Raw genomic sequence first — 14742 nt, 5'->3', positions numbered from 1 at the left:
CCAATATCACTTTTGACATGACCCAAGGTGCAGGTTGTAATTCATGTTGCGCTGCACCAAATAGCGATCAACAGAAAATCCTCCCAAGAATTGGAATCGATAATGAGTAAAAGATTGATGTTTAGTGCGATCCTCGCGACCGCTTTGATGGCGACGACGACCTTTTATACCCACGCACAAAATCAAGAGCAGGAAACTGCATCTGCTTTTGAGGCAGCGAATAGCTGACCTCTTGAGGCGGCAAGGCAACTAGGTGGGTCGCAAAATATGGAGCCTAGCCTTGCCGCTATCGCGTTGACTTTCCAACGTGAAACCTTTGACGTCGACCTCTTCCTTGCGAGACGTTTCAATAGCAATCCAGCTTGACGGCGCGAACCATCCATGGCGATTAAGCTTGTCGAGCGCCACTGCACCGGCCCCGGTTTCATACGGGGGGTCCATCAGAACAAGATCATAAGGCGTTCGCGCCGGACCAAGCGCAAGTACGGAGCCTATGCGGATGTCGGCCTTTGCACCAAGCGTTTCGATATTTTTCTCCAGAGCCTTTAACGCATCACGGTCTTGCTCCACAAAAGTGCAATGCGCCGCGCCGCGCGACAAAGCCTCAAGGCCGAGTGCACCGGAACCTGAAAACAGATCCAGCACTTGCAGGTCGGCAAAATCGCCCAAGCGACTGGTAAGCATAGAAAATAGCCGCTCGCGGGTACGGTCCGCGGTTGGACGGGTGGTCTCCCCCTTAGGCGCAACAAGTTTGCGTCCGCGCCAGTCGCCTGCGATAACTCGCATTATTCCCCAAACTTCATTTTAAAGTCTTCCGAAACTTGACCAAATCATGGCGGCGGACAGCGTCAATCTCACCCTTGGCGAGATCACCAAGTATAAACGGCCCATAACGGGTGCGGATCAGGCGCGAAACTTTTAGACCAAGATGTTCGAGCACGCGGCGGACTTCGCGGTTTTTGCCCTCGGTCAAGGTCATTTCAATCCACTGGTTTCGTCCAGTGCGGCGCTCCAGATTGGCTTCGATCGGACCGTAATGCATGCCTTCGATGGTGATGCCGCGATATAGTTCCTCGAGCTGATTTTGTGTAATGTCACCAAAAGTGCGTGCGCGGTAGGTCCGCTCAACACCGGTTTTGGGAAGTTCCATCTCGCGCTTGAACTCGCCATCCGTGGTCATCAGTAACAGGCCTTCGGTGTTGAGATCGAGCCGACCGATTGGCATGATGCGTTCCATATCCTTGGGCAGCACATCATAGATGGTTTTCTTGCCCGAAGCATCGCGTTCGGCAGTGATATAGCCATTGGGTTTATGAAACCGGAACAGTTTGGCAGGCGCAGGTTCCGCCACGGGATTGCCATCGACGGTAATCCCGGTCAGGTTTTTCAGCAACAAGGAAGGGTGTTCGACAGTCACTCCGTTGAGGGCAATCCGTTCGTCACCAATCATCCGTTCAATTTCCCTGCGCGATGCAACACCGGCACGAGCCAGCAATTTGGCTATGCGCTGTCCCTCACGCACGGGTGCTTCGACAGGCTTGGCCTTTGCTGGCTGCTGCTTTGCACCGCGCGTTGGTTTGGCCTTATAGATTTTACCTGATTCTTTATCGGTCATGATTTTGCGCATGGCGGAAAAAAAACTTTGTCGCAATCTGTAACCTGCAGGATGGTGGGCGCGAATGACAGAATAGTTACTTGTTAGGAAGGTCTCTCGATGCGTAAAGTAATACTGCCAGCAATGATTGCAGCTGCTGCTTTTGCGGGCTTTATGGGTGCCCAAATCGCCCAGTCATCAAGTGAGGCATCTGCGCAGGCAACTACACCCGCGAAAACTTTTGGCGACGAAACGGTTCCCCCTACCCCGGTCGTCGTCGAACTCTTCACCAGTCAGGGATGTTCATCCTGTCCTCCTGCAGACATGTTAGCATCCCGACTAGCAAAAGATGACTCCCTGCTGGTGATTTCGCGGCCTGTAACCTATTGGGATCGCCTTGGTTGGAAAGATACGCTGGCGCGGGAAGAAAACACCCGGCTGCAGCGAACCTATGCCGCCAAAGGTAAGGCTGGTTCCGGTGTTTATACACCTCAGATGGTTGTCAATGGCGGTGGCGGAGCCGTCGGCTCCCGTGAAGGCGATGTACGATCGCTGGTCCGTTTGGCGAAAAACAGCGCCGGTCCTGTGATCGTGACCAATCGCGATGACAATGGTGATGTGACCGTTACCATCAGAGGGCAATCTCGCTACATGGCTGGGGTTTCTTTGCTCGCGCTTAGCTCCTCTGAAACCGTACAAGTCGGTCGCGGCGAAAATGGCGGACGCAAGCTGCATTACACAAATGTAGTAAAAAGTGAGCGTAGCCTGGGCAGCTGGGACGGCACCTCGATGGAGGTCAAGCTGTCAAATGCGGATCTGAATGTCACCGGGGCCGATAAATATGCGATCATCGTCCAGCGCCCCGGCGCAGGCACGATTGTGGGCGCCAAGTTGCTCGATATTTAAGCTGTCTCAAAAAATCTGACTGGCATTCGAAGCATTTGCCGCTAGTGTTTCTCTCAGTTCGAGGGAGAGTATGGCGTGAGTGAACAAACAGCAGACATCGGATGGCGTAAAATATTACCCGCTGGTGTCAGACCCTATAGTGAAGCGGCACCGTTATCGGCCTTTTTCCTCGGCATTTCTTCGGCGCTGCCGCTGACGATGATAGCAGCAACTCTTACAACACGCCTGGCGCAGGCGGGGATCGAGAAATCCACTGTTACGGCCTTTGCCCTGACGTTTCTTGCCTATAATTTCAAATGGCTCTGGGCTCCCATTATCGATGTCGTGAAACTTCCGATCATCGGCCGAATGGGCCAGCGCTTGTCCTGGCTGATCCTGACTGCGGCTCTGGCAATGGCCGCGATCATCTATCTTGGATCACTGGATCCCAAAGCCGATATAATCGCGGTCGCCGTGGCCGCGACTTTGGTTGGTGTTGCGGGGGCAACCTTTGACGTCGTGATTGATGCCTATCGCATCGAATTGCTGGAGCCCGAACAATTGGGTGTCGGCTCAGGGATGTCGCAATATGGCTGGCGCATTGGCGCAGCCACGGCGGGTGCGGTTGCGCTTGTCATTGCAGCGCGCAGCAACTGGTCGATCGCATATTATGTCTGTTCGTTGTTCGCGCTGTTTGCTGTGTTTGTCGGGCTGATCATGCGTGAACCTGCTCGGCGTCAGGAGCCGCAGCCACTCAAAGGACCGATACAAGCGGCGATTGCGTATGTCAGTCCGCTGGTAGAATTTTTCAAACGCTCCGGCGCGCCTGTCGTTTTGTTGTTCGTACTGGTCCACAAAATTGGCGACACTTTAGCAAATTTGACTTTCCGGCTGTTGTTCGAGGACCTCGGTTTCACCAATGACGAGATTGCCTTTTATGATGTCAGTCTTGGTTTCATCGCCTTTCTGATCGGTATATTCGTAGGCGGTATCGTCTATTCCCGATTGGGTATGAAGAAAGCAGTTATGCTGAGTCTCATTTTAATGGCCGTCAGCAACCTCTCGTTCGCCGGACTGGCGGCAAGCGGCCACAATAACTGGGCTATGGCAGCGGCCATTGGTTTTGAGAATTTTGCCAGTGGTATCGGCGGCGTCGCCGTGGTCGCCTATCTGTCTGCACTTTGCAATTTGAGTTTTACGGCAACCCAGTTCGCTTTGCTTTCGGCGGCTGCCAGTATTTTGGGACGATTTCTAACCGGAACGACGGCTGGGTCGCTGATTGAGTGGATGGGCTATGTCAACTTCTACCTTTTGACGACGCTTGCCGCCTTACCCGGGGTTATCATGTTCTGGCTGATGATTCGGTCGGGATTGGTGGACCGGTCCTTAGGTACTGCGGGTACCGAGCATGCGATTGAAGAGGAAGCTCCGAAGACAACTTAATCCGGCAATTGCCGATTAGCCTCCAAAACCGTGCCAGCCAGATAGAGAGATCCCGCAATCATAACGGTTTCGGGCTTCTGCTTGGCGATGACCTTCAAAGCTTCCATAGCATTGGGAGCATCTGAAACAAGCACTTCAGAGCCCATGAAATCCGCCATCTCATGCGCTTCGTGACCCTCGACAGGCACAACGGTGATACTGGCGATTTTGGGTTTTAACGGTCCGACAATCGCGGCAGGGTCTTTGTTAGCGAGCATGCCGAGAACCAGGTGGATGGAACTGTCGGCACAGCTGTCGAAATGGGCCGCCAAAGCCTCGCCGGCATTTACATTATGCCCTCCATCGAGCCACGTTTCGGTGTCCCTTGGCAGAATGTCCCGCAACGGACCCGGTGACAGTTTTTGCAAGCGCGCAGGCCATTTCGCCCAGCCCATCGCGGCGCGAAAGGCTGCTTCGGAAATCTCTATTTTGTGTTGATGGCGCAGCATGGCGATCGCAAGAGCTGCATTGTCCGCCTGATGAGGGCCGGGCAAGGCGGGTAAGGGCAGGGTCAGTTTGCCCCTGTCATCGCGATAATGCATCTGGTCATCATAGACCGCAGCGTCCCAATTTTCGCCACGCGGCAGATATTTTGCATGGGTGGTGGCGGCATGTTCCGCCACGACTTTCGCCATATCATCACGGTATTTTTGAGTGAGCAGAGGGACATCGGATTTGGCAATGCCTGCCTTCTCCCATGCAATGCGCACCATCGGATCGGCTGGGGTTCCGCCTTCGGGAGAAAGAAGAAAAGCCTCATGATCGATGCCAAGTGCTGCCATGCCCGTCGCTGCAGGTGCAGGCACAATATTTGTTGCATCGAGCCGCCCGCCCAGACCGACTTCCAAAATGCAGGCATCAGCGGATGTTTCGGCAAAGGCGATCATGGCCGCCGCTGTGGTCGCTTCAAAAAAGCTGGGATTAATATCTTCGCTGGCGTCGAGAACGCGCGTTAGTAAAGCCGCGAGATATTCATCTTCGATCAGTGTCCCGGCCAGCCTGATCCGCTCGTTGAACCGAACCAGGTGCGGACTGGAATAGACATGTGCTTTCATCCCCTCCGCCTCTATCGCTGCGCGCAAAAAGGCGCAGGTGGAGCCTTTCCCGTTTGTCCCCGCGACATGAAAAACCGGAGGCAGACTCAGATGCGGATTGCCCACGCGCTCCATGACCGCTTTGATCCGCTCCAACCCTAGCACATCGCGGCCGGGCGATAGCAACGAAAGCCGATCGAGCTGTTTCTGAACCGCCGGATGGTCGGAGCGTGCGCCGTCTGCCATGAATGGGTACGGCTGGGTTAAGCCGCTGTTTTCCAGGCCATGAGATAGCTCATGACGCGGGCCAGTTCTGCGCGCAGTTCCTTGCGGTGAACAACCATGTCCAACATACCGTGATCGAAATAATATTCCGAAGTTTGGAAATCGTCAGGTAATTTTTCACGGATAGTATTCTCAATCACGCGTCGCCCCGTAAATGCCAACGTAGCGTCAGGTTCTGCAATCTGAACATCTCCAAGCATTGCATAAGCTGCCATAACGCCGCCCGAAGTTGGATCTGTCAAAACAACAATATAAGGGATGCCGGCTTCTTTCATCATTGAAATAGCCACTGTTGTTTTAGGCATCTGCATCAAAGACAGGGTGCCTTCCTGCATCCGCGCACCACCTGAAGCGGTAAAACAGATAAGTGGGCATTGATCTTCAATGGCACGATTGGCTGCATCGACAAAAGCCTGTCCAACGGCGAGCCCCATGGAGCCGCCTAGAAAAGCAAAATCCTGAACACCAACTACGCACTTATGTCCTTCGATTGTACCAGTAACATTCACCCAAGCGTCCTGTTCTTCGGTCTTGGTCCGTGCGGCTTTCAGGCGGTCGGTATATTTTTTCTGATCCTTGAATTTCAAGGGGTCTTCTGGAACCGCTGAAAAGGGTATAATCTTCCAGCTATTCTCATCCATGATCTGCTCAAAACGGGTCATCGGCCCGATGCGGCCATGATGCTCGCATTTCGGACAGATATGCATATTGTCCTCATATTCCTTGAGGAACACCATCGCTTCGCATTTTTTGCATTTGTGCCAGAGGTTATCCGGTGATTCTTTTTTGGTGATCGAAGCGATCTTGTTACGGACATTGCTAAGCCAAGACATGCGTCAATTCCCCAGATTTTTATCGTGCGCTTCTGATAGCATCAGAAAGTGATTTTACATAGTCTTTGACATGCGGCGCAGCATTGGAACCATGTTCGGCGATGATCTCGACAATTGCCGAGCCAACGACAACGCCATCGGCAACGCGGGCGATATCAGCGGCCTGTTCCGGTGTGCGGACACCGAAACCCACTGCAACGGGCAGGTCCGTTCCGGCCTTCAGACGCGCAACCGCTTCTTCAATGCTCGCCTGTGCCGCCTGTTGCAGGCCCGTAATACCTGCGACGGAGACGTAGTAGAGGAAGCCCGAAGCGTTGTTGAGGATTTCCGGCAAGCGCTCCGCGTCGGTCGTTGGCGTGGCAAGACGGATAACGGCAACGTCCTTCGCGCGCAACGCATCGCCCAGGCTATCATCTTCCTCGACGGGAATATCGACACAGATCACGCCATCGACACCAGCTTCGACACAAGCATCGGTAAACCAGCCGGCGCCGCGGATGGTCATCGGATTGGCGTAGCCCATCAGGACGAGAGGAACGGTGGGATGGCGTTCGCGAAAAGCAGTCGCGATGCTAAGAATATCAGCGGTTTTGGTTCCCGCGCCAAGGCTTCGGATATTCGCGGCCTGAATAGCCGGGCCATCGGCCATCGGATCGGTGAAGGGCATGCCGAGTTCGATGATATCGGCACCGCCTTCGACAAGGGCGTCGAGGATGACGCCCGTGTCGGCAGCGGTCGGGTCGCCGCCGGTTACGAAGGCAACCAGAGCTGCCCGGTCAGTCGGGAAAGATGAGGACAGGCGGGTCATATCTCTGTTCCCAACGCCTCAGCGACGGTGAAAATATCCTTGTCTCCGCGGCCACATAGATTGGCTAGAATGATCTGGTCCTTGTCCATCTTCAGGGCTTCGCGAGCAACAGCAGCGATAGCGTGGGAAGGCTCTAGTGCGGGGATAATCCCTTCGGTGCCGCAGAGCAGTTGAAACGCCTTCAGCGCTTCGGTATCGGTCACGCTGTCATAGCGAACCCGGCCTGACTCTTTCAGCCAGCTATGTTCAGGGCCAATGCCAGGATAGTCGAGGCCCGCACTGATCGAATGGGCTTCGTCAATTTGGCCGTCCTCATCCTGCAGCAAATATGTTTTGTTACCGTGCAATATGCCAGGCTTACCACCTGCCAGCGATGCGGCATGTTCTTTTTCTAAACCATGGCCCGCCGCTTCAATACCCAGCATTTCGACGTCTGGATCATCAAGGAACGGATGAAACAGACCAATGGCATTAGAACCGCCACCAATAGCCGCCACCAAAAGATCGGGCAGGCGACCGGTGCGCTCGAGCAGCTGCGCCCGTGCTTCGCGACCGATCACGCTTTGGAAATCGCGCACCAGCTCGGGATAGGGATGCGGGCCAGCGGCGGTACCAATGATGTAGAAAGTATCATGTACATTGGCGACCCAGTCGCGCAATGCGTCATTCATTGCATCCTTCAGCGTCGCAGAACCACTGGTCACTGGCACGACTTCAGCGCCGAGCAACCGCATCCGGAAAATATTCGGCTTCTGCCGCTCAATATCGGTTGCGCCCATATAGATGACACAGGGCAGGCCAAAGCGAGCGCAAACGGTGGCTGTCGCAACACCATGCTGACCCGCGCCGGTTTCGGCGATGATCCGGGTCTTGCCCATGCGTTTGGCGAGCAATATCTGGCCAATGCAATTGTTGATCTTGTGCGCGCCGGTATGGTTGAGCTCATCACGTTTGAACCAGATTTGCGCACCTTTGCCTTCCGGTGCCTCTTTCCGGACATGTTCGGTCAGGCGCTCGGCAAAATAGAGCGGGCTTGGACGACCGACATAATGTTCGAGCAAGTCATCAAATTCTTCCGCAAAAGCAGGATCAGCCTGCGCGGCGCGATAATGCTTCTCCAGATCAAGGATCAGCGGCATCAAGGTCTCGGCCACATAGCGCCCGCCAAACTGACCAAAATGGCCACGTTCATCGGGCTGATTGCGGAAGCTGTTCGAGAGTTTATCGTGTTTCGTCATATGTGCGAACCGCTTGGCAAAAGGCAGCGATTCTGTCCACATCTTTGACGCCCGGCGCGGATTCAACGCCAGAGGAAACATCGACGAGTGGAGGACTCGTCGCTTTCATCGCACTCACGACATTGTCGGCATCCAAACCGCCGGCAAGACCCCATGGCAATTTGTGATCATGCCCCTTCAGGACAGACCAGTCAAAGCTCGTTCCTGTTCCGCCGGGAAGGGCCTTTGCGGGAGCATCGAATAACAGCCGGTTAGCAGCATCATCGAATCGACTGCTTTTTGCGAGCGTTGCTTTGTCGCGCAGGCCGAGGGCTTTCCATATCTCGACATTGCTTTGATCGCGCACCAGTTTGATCCATTCGGGTGTTTCACTGCCATGAAACTGGATCACATCGGGGCGGACAAAGTTGATCGCATGCCCGGTCAGTTTCGGGTCTGCGTTGACCAGCAACAATACTATTTTCAATGACTCCGGAGCAGCTTCACGCAGTTCGGCTGCGCGTTCCAGCGACACATGACGCGGGCTTTTTTCAAAATGCACAAGACCAATATAATCGGCACCGGCATTGGCGGCAGACTTGATGGTCGCGATGTCGGAAAGGCCGCATATTTTGATCTGCGTTTTCATCGACTGATTTAAAGCGTTGCTTCTATGGATCGTGCCGCTGCATTGGGATTTTCCGCAGCTGTGATCGGGCGGCCTATGACGAGGACGCTGGCGCCATTGTCACGCGCTGCGCGAGGCGTCACTGTACGCTTCTGGTCACCGGCTTTGCCATTGGCTGGGCGCAGGCCGGGTACAACAAAATAGCCCTCTTTCCAGATTTTATGCGCCGCGCCCACCTCATTGCCGGAACAGACGATGCCATCCAGGCCGGCTTCGGCGGCGAGATTGGCCAGGCGTTCGACCTGATCATGCGGAGTGCCGCTATAACCGATCTTGCCCATGTCATTTTGATCGAGAGAGGTTAGCAAGGTAACGCCGACAACCTTGGTGTTACTGCCTGCCGCAGCTTTGGCATCTTCCATCATCGCCCGTCCGCCGGAAGCATGTACCGTGACTATGGCGGGCTCAAGGACATTAATCGCCTGCATCGCTTTCGCGACCGTGTTCGGAATATCATGGAGTTTCAGGTCTAGAAAAATCGGCAAGCCGATTTTCTGAATTTCGTGAACCCCGTGATGGCCATTGGCACAGAAAAACTCTAGGCCGAGTTTCAATCCGCCGACATGGCCGTTGATCGATTTGGCGAGTGCGACCGCATTGTCCAATATGGGCGTATCAAGCGCGACATATATGGGATTACTCATGTGCCTGCAGCCTTATCGTCGCCGGTAATCGGTGAAACCGCAGTCGCAGGTTCGGAGATTTGTTCCTTACCCAAGTCCAGCGGAGCCGCGGCGGGCTTTGTTTGTGGAGCGGGGGCCGGCGAGGGTTTGGTAGCAGAGCTTGTCGTAGTTGCGGGCACCGGTGCAGGGCGGGCAGCTGCTTCAAGTGTTTTGATACGGCGATTGAGACGCCATTTTGATGTGCGGTGAAGGATCCACAAAGGAACGAAACCCAACAGAAACGCGCCAATAACGAGGACGGGCAGTTTCGTGTCGATACGGATATCTTGCCAAATCAGCACCGATGTTGGTGACCAGTTATTGACAGCAAACACCACCAAAATGACCGCCAATATAACCCAGAAAAGTGTTTTTATGAATTGCATTCGGAACCCTCAATTACCCATTTCATGCACATTACCCGTAATTTCGACCAGTGACCAGAGTGTTGCCGTTCTGGATCACATGGCGGATTTTTTTGTCTCGGACTTCAGCCGCCAAAAACCCGATCGAAAATCGTGTCGATATGCTTGAAATGATAATCCAGATTAAAGTTTTCTTCCAACTCCTCATACGATAGCTTTGCCGTTACGTCGGGATCAGCTTTCAGCAGGTCAAGCAAAGCCACTTCGCCATCTGATTCCCAGACCTTCATCGCGTTGCGCTGAACGATGCGGTAGCTGTCTTCCCGGCTGATACCTGCTTGTGTAAGTGCCAGCAGCACGCGCTGGGAGTGCACAAGCCCGCCCATCCGGTCGAGATTCTTCTGCATGCGTTCCGGATAGATGAGCAGTTTTTCGACAACACCGGTCAGACGAGCGAGGGCGAAATCCAATGTGATTGTGGCGTCAGGACCGATCATCCGTTCGACTGAGCTGTGAGAGATATCCCGCTCATGCCATAGAGCAACATTTTCCATCGCGGGCAGGGCATAGCTTCTTACCATGCGGGCAAGTCCGGTGAGATTTTCGGTGAGAATCGGGTTGCGCTTGTGGGGCATCGCACTCGAACCTTTTTGTCCCGGTGAGAAATATTCTTCCGCTTCCAGAACCTCGGTCCGCTGCAAGTGGCGAATCTCGACCGCTAGGCGTTCCACTGAAGAAGCAATAACAGCCAGCGTCGCGAAATATTGCGCATGGCGATCGCGGGGAATGACCTGTGTCGATACCGGCTCGATTTCCAGTCCCATTTTTTCAGCCACATGCGCTTCGACTTTCGGGTCGATATTGGCGAAGGTACCCACCGCACCTGATATTGCGCAGGTCGCGATTTCCTTGCGCGCCAGTAACAGCCGTTCGCGATTGCGCTCAAACTCGGCATAAGCCTGTGCCAGTTTCATACCGAAAGTGACCGGCTCACCATGAATGCCATGGCTGCGGCCAATGGTCGGGGTCAGCTTATGCTCATAAGCGCGGGTTTTGATGGCTGCGAGCAGCTTGTCCATATCATCTAGCAATATATCCGTCGCGCGGGTTAGCTGAACCGCTACGCAGGTGTCGAGCACATCGCTTGATGTCATACCCTGGTGCATGAAGCGGGCCTCTTCACCTACATTTTCGGCAACATTGGTCAGGAAGGCGATGACGTCATGCTTTACCTCGCGTTCGATCTCGTCAATCCGGGCAACGTCAAATTTGCCTTTGGCCCAAATCGCAGCGGCCGCATCCTTTGGCACAACGCCCAATTCGGCCAGCGCATCGGTCGCGTGCGCCTCTATCTCGAACCAGATCTGGAATTTGGATTCGGGCTCCCAAATGGCAACCATATCGGGGCGAGAATAGCGCGGGATCATTTTTTCTTTCCTTGAAACTGAAAAAGCTGGTTTAATCCAATCATAGCATGACCGGAGATTTGCCGACCCGCTAGCAGCTACATTATGAGTCGGCAACGTGGTTCATTAGGGAGAAAAATATGCGTCTGGCAGTATTAACCGGCGGTGGCGATGTTCCTGGCCTTAACCCATGTATCCGCTCGATTGCGATGGCAGCCTGGCAGCGCGGTTGGGACGTCATTGGACTGCGCCGCGGTTGGGAAGGGGTACTGGAAACAGATCCAACCGATCCCTGGTCGCTGGAAAATTCGGCGATGGTGCTTGATAGAGATGCAGTGCGGGGTATTGATCGGCAGGGCGGAACCATATTGCACAGCTCACGCTGCGACCCCAGAAACACCAGCGAAGGTGACCAAACACAAAAGGTTCTGGATATACTCGATGCGCTGAAGGTGGATGCGCTGATCACCATGGGCGGCGATGGAACATTGCGCTTTTCGGCGCATCTCGCCAGTTTGGGACGCAATGTCATTTCAATCCCCAAGACTATGGACAATGATGTGTTCGGTACCGACTATTGTATCGGCTTTTCAACCGCCGTCACCCGATCCGTCGCCGCTATAAATGCGCTCAGGACGACAGTGGCCAGCCACGAACGGATCGCGGTTATAGAACTGTTTGGACGCCGTTCCGGAGAAACCGCATTGTTGTCCGGATTTTTATCCCAAGCAGACCGCACTGTAATTGCCGAAGTTCCTGCGGATATTGATGTGCTGTTGCCCTTATTGCTGAAAGACAAGGCGAATAATCCGGAAAGCTACGCCATCTGCCTTGTATCGGAAGGGGCTCAATTGGCTGGTAGCGATACGGATGATGGCGAGATCAGCAAATCCAACACCAATCGGATCGGCGTTAACATTGGCACGCAATTGGCGAGAGAAATTGAGGCACGGTCGCCCGAGCGGACAATTGTTCAGGAACTCGCCTACCTGATGCGGGCTGGTGAGCCGGATGCAATGGACCGGATGGTCGGATTCGCATTTGGCGCCTTGGCTGTGCAACTGATCGAGGAAGGTCGCACATCGAACATGGTTTGCCTTGAAGATGGCAACTACGGTGTCGTGCCTATTGGGACGCTGCTGGGCGGAACCAAAGGCGTTAACGTATCTGGTCTTTACGATGCGCGCGAATATCGGGCCAATCTCGTGCAGATAGAAGGTATGCCGATGTTTCTATATTAAGACGATATTTGAGCGTGTTGAGGTGGTGTAACTTAAACAGGCATCGCGCGAATAAGGTGATGAGGGGATCATGAAATGACTGTCGATCAATCCATGCTGCAAGAAGAACGCCTGTCACCTTTTTTGCGGGTAACGCTCCGTATATGGGTGAAGACCTATCGTTCCATAATCGGCTTGATCAGCCCGGTCTTCGATCTGCTTGTCCGGCTTTTTGTCGCGCAGACGATATTTCGTTCTGGTGTCGTGAAACTATCAGATTGGGATACGGCGCTGAGCCTTGCACGGTTCGAATATCCCGTTGCGTGGATGGCGCCAGAGACTGCGGCGGTGATTGGCGTGACCATCGAAATCGTAGCGCCGATATTGCTCCTGATCGGCCTGTTAACCCGGGAAGCCGCGCTCGCCATATTGATGCTGCTCGTGGTGAGTCAGGTTGAGTATGTTCCGACCGATCTCAATTTGTGGCTGATCGCTATTTTGGGTTGGTTTGTGTTGCGCGGGGCAAAAGGATTTTCCTTCGATCGCGCCGTGGCCGGAGGATTGAGCGGCAGCGCTCTGCCATTTGCTGATCCCATCACGCGCTTTTTTGAATATTTGACGGATAAGGCTGCACCGGCTTGGCTGTTGATCATTCGGATATGGCTGGCGGTGACCTTGCTCGTTGTTGCTGGTCTGACAAGTGTGACGGAGGCGGAGCTATTTCTGCCTGTGAAGAGCTTTGCTGGCATTGATCCAATCATAGCCATTGGATTGGCCCTGCTGCTGGTTGTCGGAATGGTTATTCCGCTAACTGGCTTTGCGTTGATAGTCGCTCTCAGCACATTGGCAGTAATGGGGCTGCATCCGGATTTGACACTTTATCCCATGTTGCTCTTTGGATTGATGATCATATTTGGCGCTGGCTATCTATCTGTCGACCGGATGATCTCAAACTGGCTGGAACATAATATTTTGTTTGATCGCAAATATGAGGATGTACCCGAACATTGGCCGCATATTGTCGTTGTGGGTGCCGGTTTTGGTGGCTTGGCCTGTGTGGCCAAATTAAAAAACCTGCCTGTGCGGATCACGCTTGTTGACCGACATAACTATCATTTGTTCCAGCCACTGCTTTATCAAATTGCAACAGCCGCGCTGTCACCTGCCGATGTGGCTACCCCGATCCGGGGATTGTTTCGCAATGACGGCAATGTGCGGGTGCTGTTGGGTGAGGTTAGCAGCGTTGACAGCAAAACGAAGACGTTGACTTATGGGCAGAACAGCCTGGACTATGACCATCTGGTTCTCGCCACTGGCGCTTCGCACAGTTATTTCGGCAAGGATGAATGGGCCCCTTATGCACCCGGCCTGAAAACCATTGAAGACGGCGTGTCTGTGCGTGCCCACGTGCTACGCGCTTTTGAACGGGCAGAATCATCCAATGATCCTGAGCGGGTGAAGCGCTTGCTGACCTTTGTCATCGTGGGGGCAGGGCCTACCGGCGTGGAATTGGCGGGCGCGATTGCCGAACTGGCCCATCAGGGGCTGAAGGATGAGTTTAGTAGAATTGACCCAGCTCAAGCGCAGATCATATTGGTGCAATCAGGCGACCGGATATTACCAGCGTTTCCTGAAGATTTGTCGGCGCATGCAGCGGCTTCGCTTGGCAACCTGGGTGTGGATATCCGGCTGAAATCGCGCGTGACGGATATTGCCGCTGACCGCGTCAAAATCGGCGATGATGTGGAAATTGCGACGGAAACGGTGCTCTGGGCCGCCGGAGTGATTGCCTCTCCTGCCGGTAAATGGCTGGATGCCGAAACCGATCGAGCAGGGCGGGTCGCTGTGGATGACTATTTGCGGATTGCAGGCCACGAGAATGTCTTCGCTATTGGCGATACAGCAGGTAGCAATGCGTGGGACGGCAATCCGGTTCCGGGACTGGCTCCTGCCGCCAAGCAAGCGGGGGTCTATGTCGCCAACTATATCCAAAAACAGCTTCTGGACGACAAGCAGATTGCGCCGTTCCAGTACAAACACCAAGGCAGTCTTGCGACCATAGGCCGCAAAAGCGCTGTGGCTGATTTTGGCTTTATGAAATTACACGGCGCTTTGGCCTGGTGGCTATGGGGCGCGGTGCATGTCGGTTTTCTCTCCGGGATGCGAAACCGGATAGCAGTGTTGGTAAACTGGATATGGTCCTATTTCACACTGCAACTCGGCATTCGCTTGATCACTGGCAAGGATAGCGGTGCTTAAAGCG

Annotated in this window: 15 protein-coding genes; 5 read left to right on the top strand and 10 right to left on the bottom strand. The window is 54.1% G+C overall.

What is annotated here, in order from left to right; all coding sequences use genetic code 11:
- Positions 1-102 precede the first annotated feature (102 nt).
- Entirely contained in the window at positions 103-228 is a 126-nt protein-coding gene (locus AC6I9Z_RS12860) for a hypothetical protein (protein WP_461456190.1), read from the top strand.
- A gap of 21 nt (positions 229-249) precedes the next feature.
- Here the strand turns inward: AC6I9Z_RS12860 and rsmD are convergent, their stop codons facing one another.
- Positions 250-786: a 16S rRNA (guanine(966)-N(2))-methyltransferase RsmD gene (rsmD, locus tag AC6I9Z_RS12855; protein ID WP_461456189.1), complete on the bottom strand. Its 537-nt coding sequence runs from the start codon at positions 784-786 to the stop codon at positions 250-252.
- Between the two features lie 13 nt (positions 787-799).
- Entirely contained in the window at positions 800-1615 is an 816-nt protein-coding gene (locus tag AC6I9Z_RS12850) for a pseudouridine synthase (protein ID WP_461456188.1), read from the bottom strand.
- A 99-nt stretch (positions 1616-1714) separates the two neighbouring features.
- Between AC6I9Z_RS12850 and AC6I9Z_RS12845 the strand changes: the two genes are divergently transcribed.
- Both AC6I9Z_RS12845 and AC6I9Z_RS12840 read left to right on the top strand, forming a co-directional pair.
- On the top strand, positions 1715-2500 hold the full coding sequence (locus AC6I9Z_RS12845) for a DUF1223 domain-containing protein (RefSeq protein ID WP_461456187.1): 786 nt from the start codon (positions 1715-1717) through the stop codon (positions 2498-2500).
- A 75-nt stretch (positions 2501-2575) separates the two neighbouring features.
- The gene (locus tag AC6I9Z_RS12840; RefSeq protein WP_109356758.1) at positions 2576-3922 is read left to right on the top strand and encodes an AmpG family muropeptide MFS transporter; all 1347 of its coding nucleotides are present in this window, start codon (positions 2576-2578) and stop codon (positions 3920-3922) included.
- On the opposite strand, the gene AC6I9Z_RS12835 is transcribed toward AC6I9Z_RS12840, so the two are convergent.
- From AC6I9Z_RS12835 to purB, 8 genes are all read right to left on the bottom strand, one after another.
- Positions 3919-5241: a bifunctional folylpolyglutamate synthase/dihydrofolate synthase gene (locus tag AC6I9Z_RS12835; RefSeq protein WP_461456186.1), complete on the bottom strand. Its 1323-nt coding sequence runs from the start codon at positions 5239-5241 to the stop codon at positions 3919-3921. The two genes, AC6I9Z_RS12840 and AC6I9Z_RS12835, sit on opposite strands and share 4 nt — an antisense overlap.
- Before the next feature lie 17 nt (positions 5242-5258).
- Positions 5259-6113, bottom strand: coding sequence for an acetyl-CoA carboxylase, carboxyltransferase subunit beta (accD, locus tag AC6I9Z_RS12830; RefSeq protein ID WP_461456185.1), 855 nt, complete (start codon positions 6111-6113; stop codon positions 5259-5261).
- Positions 6114-6132: 19 nt separating this feature from the next.
- Complete coding sequence (gene trpA / locus AC6I9Z_RS12825) at positions 6133-6921, bottom strand: tryptophan synthase subunit alpha (RefSeq protein ID WP_461456184.1); 789 nt, start codon at positions 6919-6921, stop codon at positions 6133-6135.
- Positions 6918-8159 carry a tryptophan synthase subunit beta gene (gene trpB / locus AC6I9Z_RS12820; protein WP_461456183.1) on the bottom strand — a complete coding sequence of 414 codons (1242 nt, stop codon included), beginning with the start codon at positions 8157-8159 and terminating at the stop codon, positions 6918-6920. Before trpB ends, trpA begins: the two co-directional genes overlap by 4 nt.
- Positions 8143-8787 carry a phosphoribosylanthranilate isomerase gene (locus AC6I9Z_RS12815; RefSeq protein WP_461456182.1) on the bottom strand — a complete coding sequence of 215 codons (645 nt, stop codon included), beginning with the start codon at positions 8785-8787 and terminating at the stop codon, positions 8143-8145. The genes trpB and AC6I9Z_RS12815 overlap by 17 nt, the downstream gene beginning before the upstream one ends.
- A gap of 8 nt (positions 8788-8795) precedes the next feature.
- Complete coding sequence (gene pyrF, locus AC6I9Z_RS12810) at positions 8796-9470, bottom strand: orotidine-5'-phosphate decarboxylase (protein ID WP_461456181.1); 675 nt, start codon at positions 9468-9470, stop codon at positions 8796-8798.
- A complete protein-coding gene (locus AC6I9Z_RS12805) occupies positions 9467-9874 on the bottom strand; it encodes a hypothetical protein (RefSeq protein WP_461456180.1) in 408 nt (135 codons plus the stop codon). The genes pyrF and AC6I9Z_RS12805 overlap by 4 nt, the downstream gene beginning before the upstream one ends.
- A 104-nt stretch (positions 9875-9978) precedes the next feature.
- On the bottom strand, positions 9979-11280 hold the full coding sequence (gene purB / locus AC6I9Z_RS12800) for an adenylosuccinate lyase (RefSeq protein ID WP_461456179.1): 1302 nt from the start codon (positions 11278-11280) through the stop codon (positions 9979-9981).
- A 119-nt stretch (positions 11281-11399) separates the two neighbouring features.
- On the opposite strand from purB, the gene AC6I9Z_RS12795 reads away from it, so the two are divergent.
- Together AC6I9Z_RS12795 and AC6I9Z_RS12790 are read left to right on the top strand one after the other, a co-directional pair.
- Entirely contained in the window at positions 11400-12500 is a 1101-nt protein-coding gene (locus tag AC6I9Z_RS12795; protein ID WP_461456178.1) for a 6-phosphofructokinase, read from the top strand.
- Between the two features lie 75 nt (positions 12501-12575).
- Complete coding sequence (locus AC6I9Z_RS12790) at positions 12576-14738, top strand: FAD-dependent oxidoreductase (protein ID WP_461456177.1); 2163 nt, start codon at positions 12576-12578, stop codon at positions 14736-14738.
- Positions 14739-14742: the final 4 nt, after the last annotated feature.

The sequence above is a fragment of the Parasphingorhabdus sp. genome (assembly GCF_059726685.1).
This window is presented reverse-complemented; position numbering and strand designations above follow the sequence as displayed.

Coding starts and splice junctions, on each gene's coding strand:
- AC6I9Z_RS12805 (WP_461456180.1), bottom strand. CDS start 9,874: ATGCAATTCATAAAAACACTTTTCTGGGTTATATTGGCGGTCATTTTG.
- AC6I9Z_RS12815 (WP_461456182.1), bottom strand. CDS start 8,787: ATGAAAACGCAGATCAAAATATGCGGCCTTTCCGACATCGCGACCATC.
- AC6I9Z_RS12790 (WP_461456177.1), top strand. CDS start 12,576: ATGACTGTCGATCAATCCATGCTGCAAGAAGAACGCCTGTCACCTTTT.
- AC6I9Z_RS12835 (WP_461456186.1), bottom strand. CDS start 5,241: ATGGCAGACGGCGCACGCTCCGACCATCCGGCGGTTCAGAAACAGCTC.
- trpA (WP_461456184.1), bottom strand. CDS start 6,921: ATGACCCGCCTGTCCTCATCTTTCCCGACTGACCGGGCAGCTCTGGTT.
- trpB (WP_461456183.1), bottom strand. CDS start 8,159: ATGACGAAACACGATAAACTCTCGAACAGCTTCCGCAATCAGCCCGAT.
- AC6I9Z_RS12845 (WP_461456187.1), top strand. CDS start 1,715: ATGCGTAAAGTAATACTGCCAGCAATGATTGCAGCTGCTGCTTTTGCG.
- AC6I9Z_RS12795 (WP_461456178.1), top strand. CDS start 11,400: ATGCGTCTGGCAGTATTAACCGGCGGTGGCGATGTTCCTGGCCTTAAC.
- rsmD (WP_461456189.1), bottom strand. CDS start 786: ATGCGAGTTATCGCAGGCGACTGGCGCGGACGCAAACTTGTTGCGCCT.
- AC6I9Z_RS12860 (WP_461456190.1), top strand. CDS start 103: ATGAGTAAAAGATTGATGTTTAGTGCGATCCTCGCGACCGCTTTGATG.
- AC6I9Z_RS12850 (WP_461456188.1), bottom strand. CDS start 1,615: ATGACCGATAAAGAATCAGGTAAAATCTATAAGGCCAAACCAACGCGC.
- pyrF (WP_461456181.1), bottom strand. CDS start 9,470: ATGAGTAATCCCATATATGTCGCGCTTGATACGCCCATATTGGACAAT.
- purB (WP_461456179.1), bottom strand. CDS start 11,280: ATGATCCCGCGCTATTCTCGCCCCGATATGGTTGCCATTTGGGAGCCC.
- accD (WP_461456185.1), bottom strand. CDS start 6,113: ATGTCTTGGCTTAGCAATGTCCGTAACAAGATCGCTTCGATCACCAAA.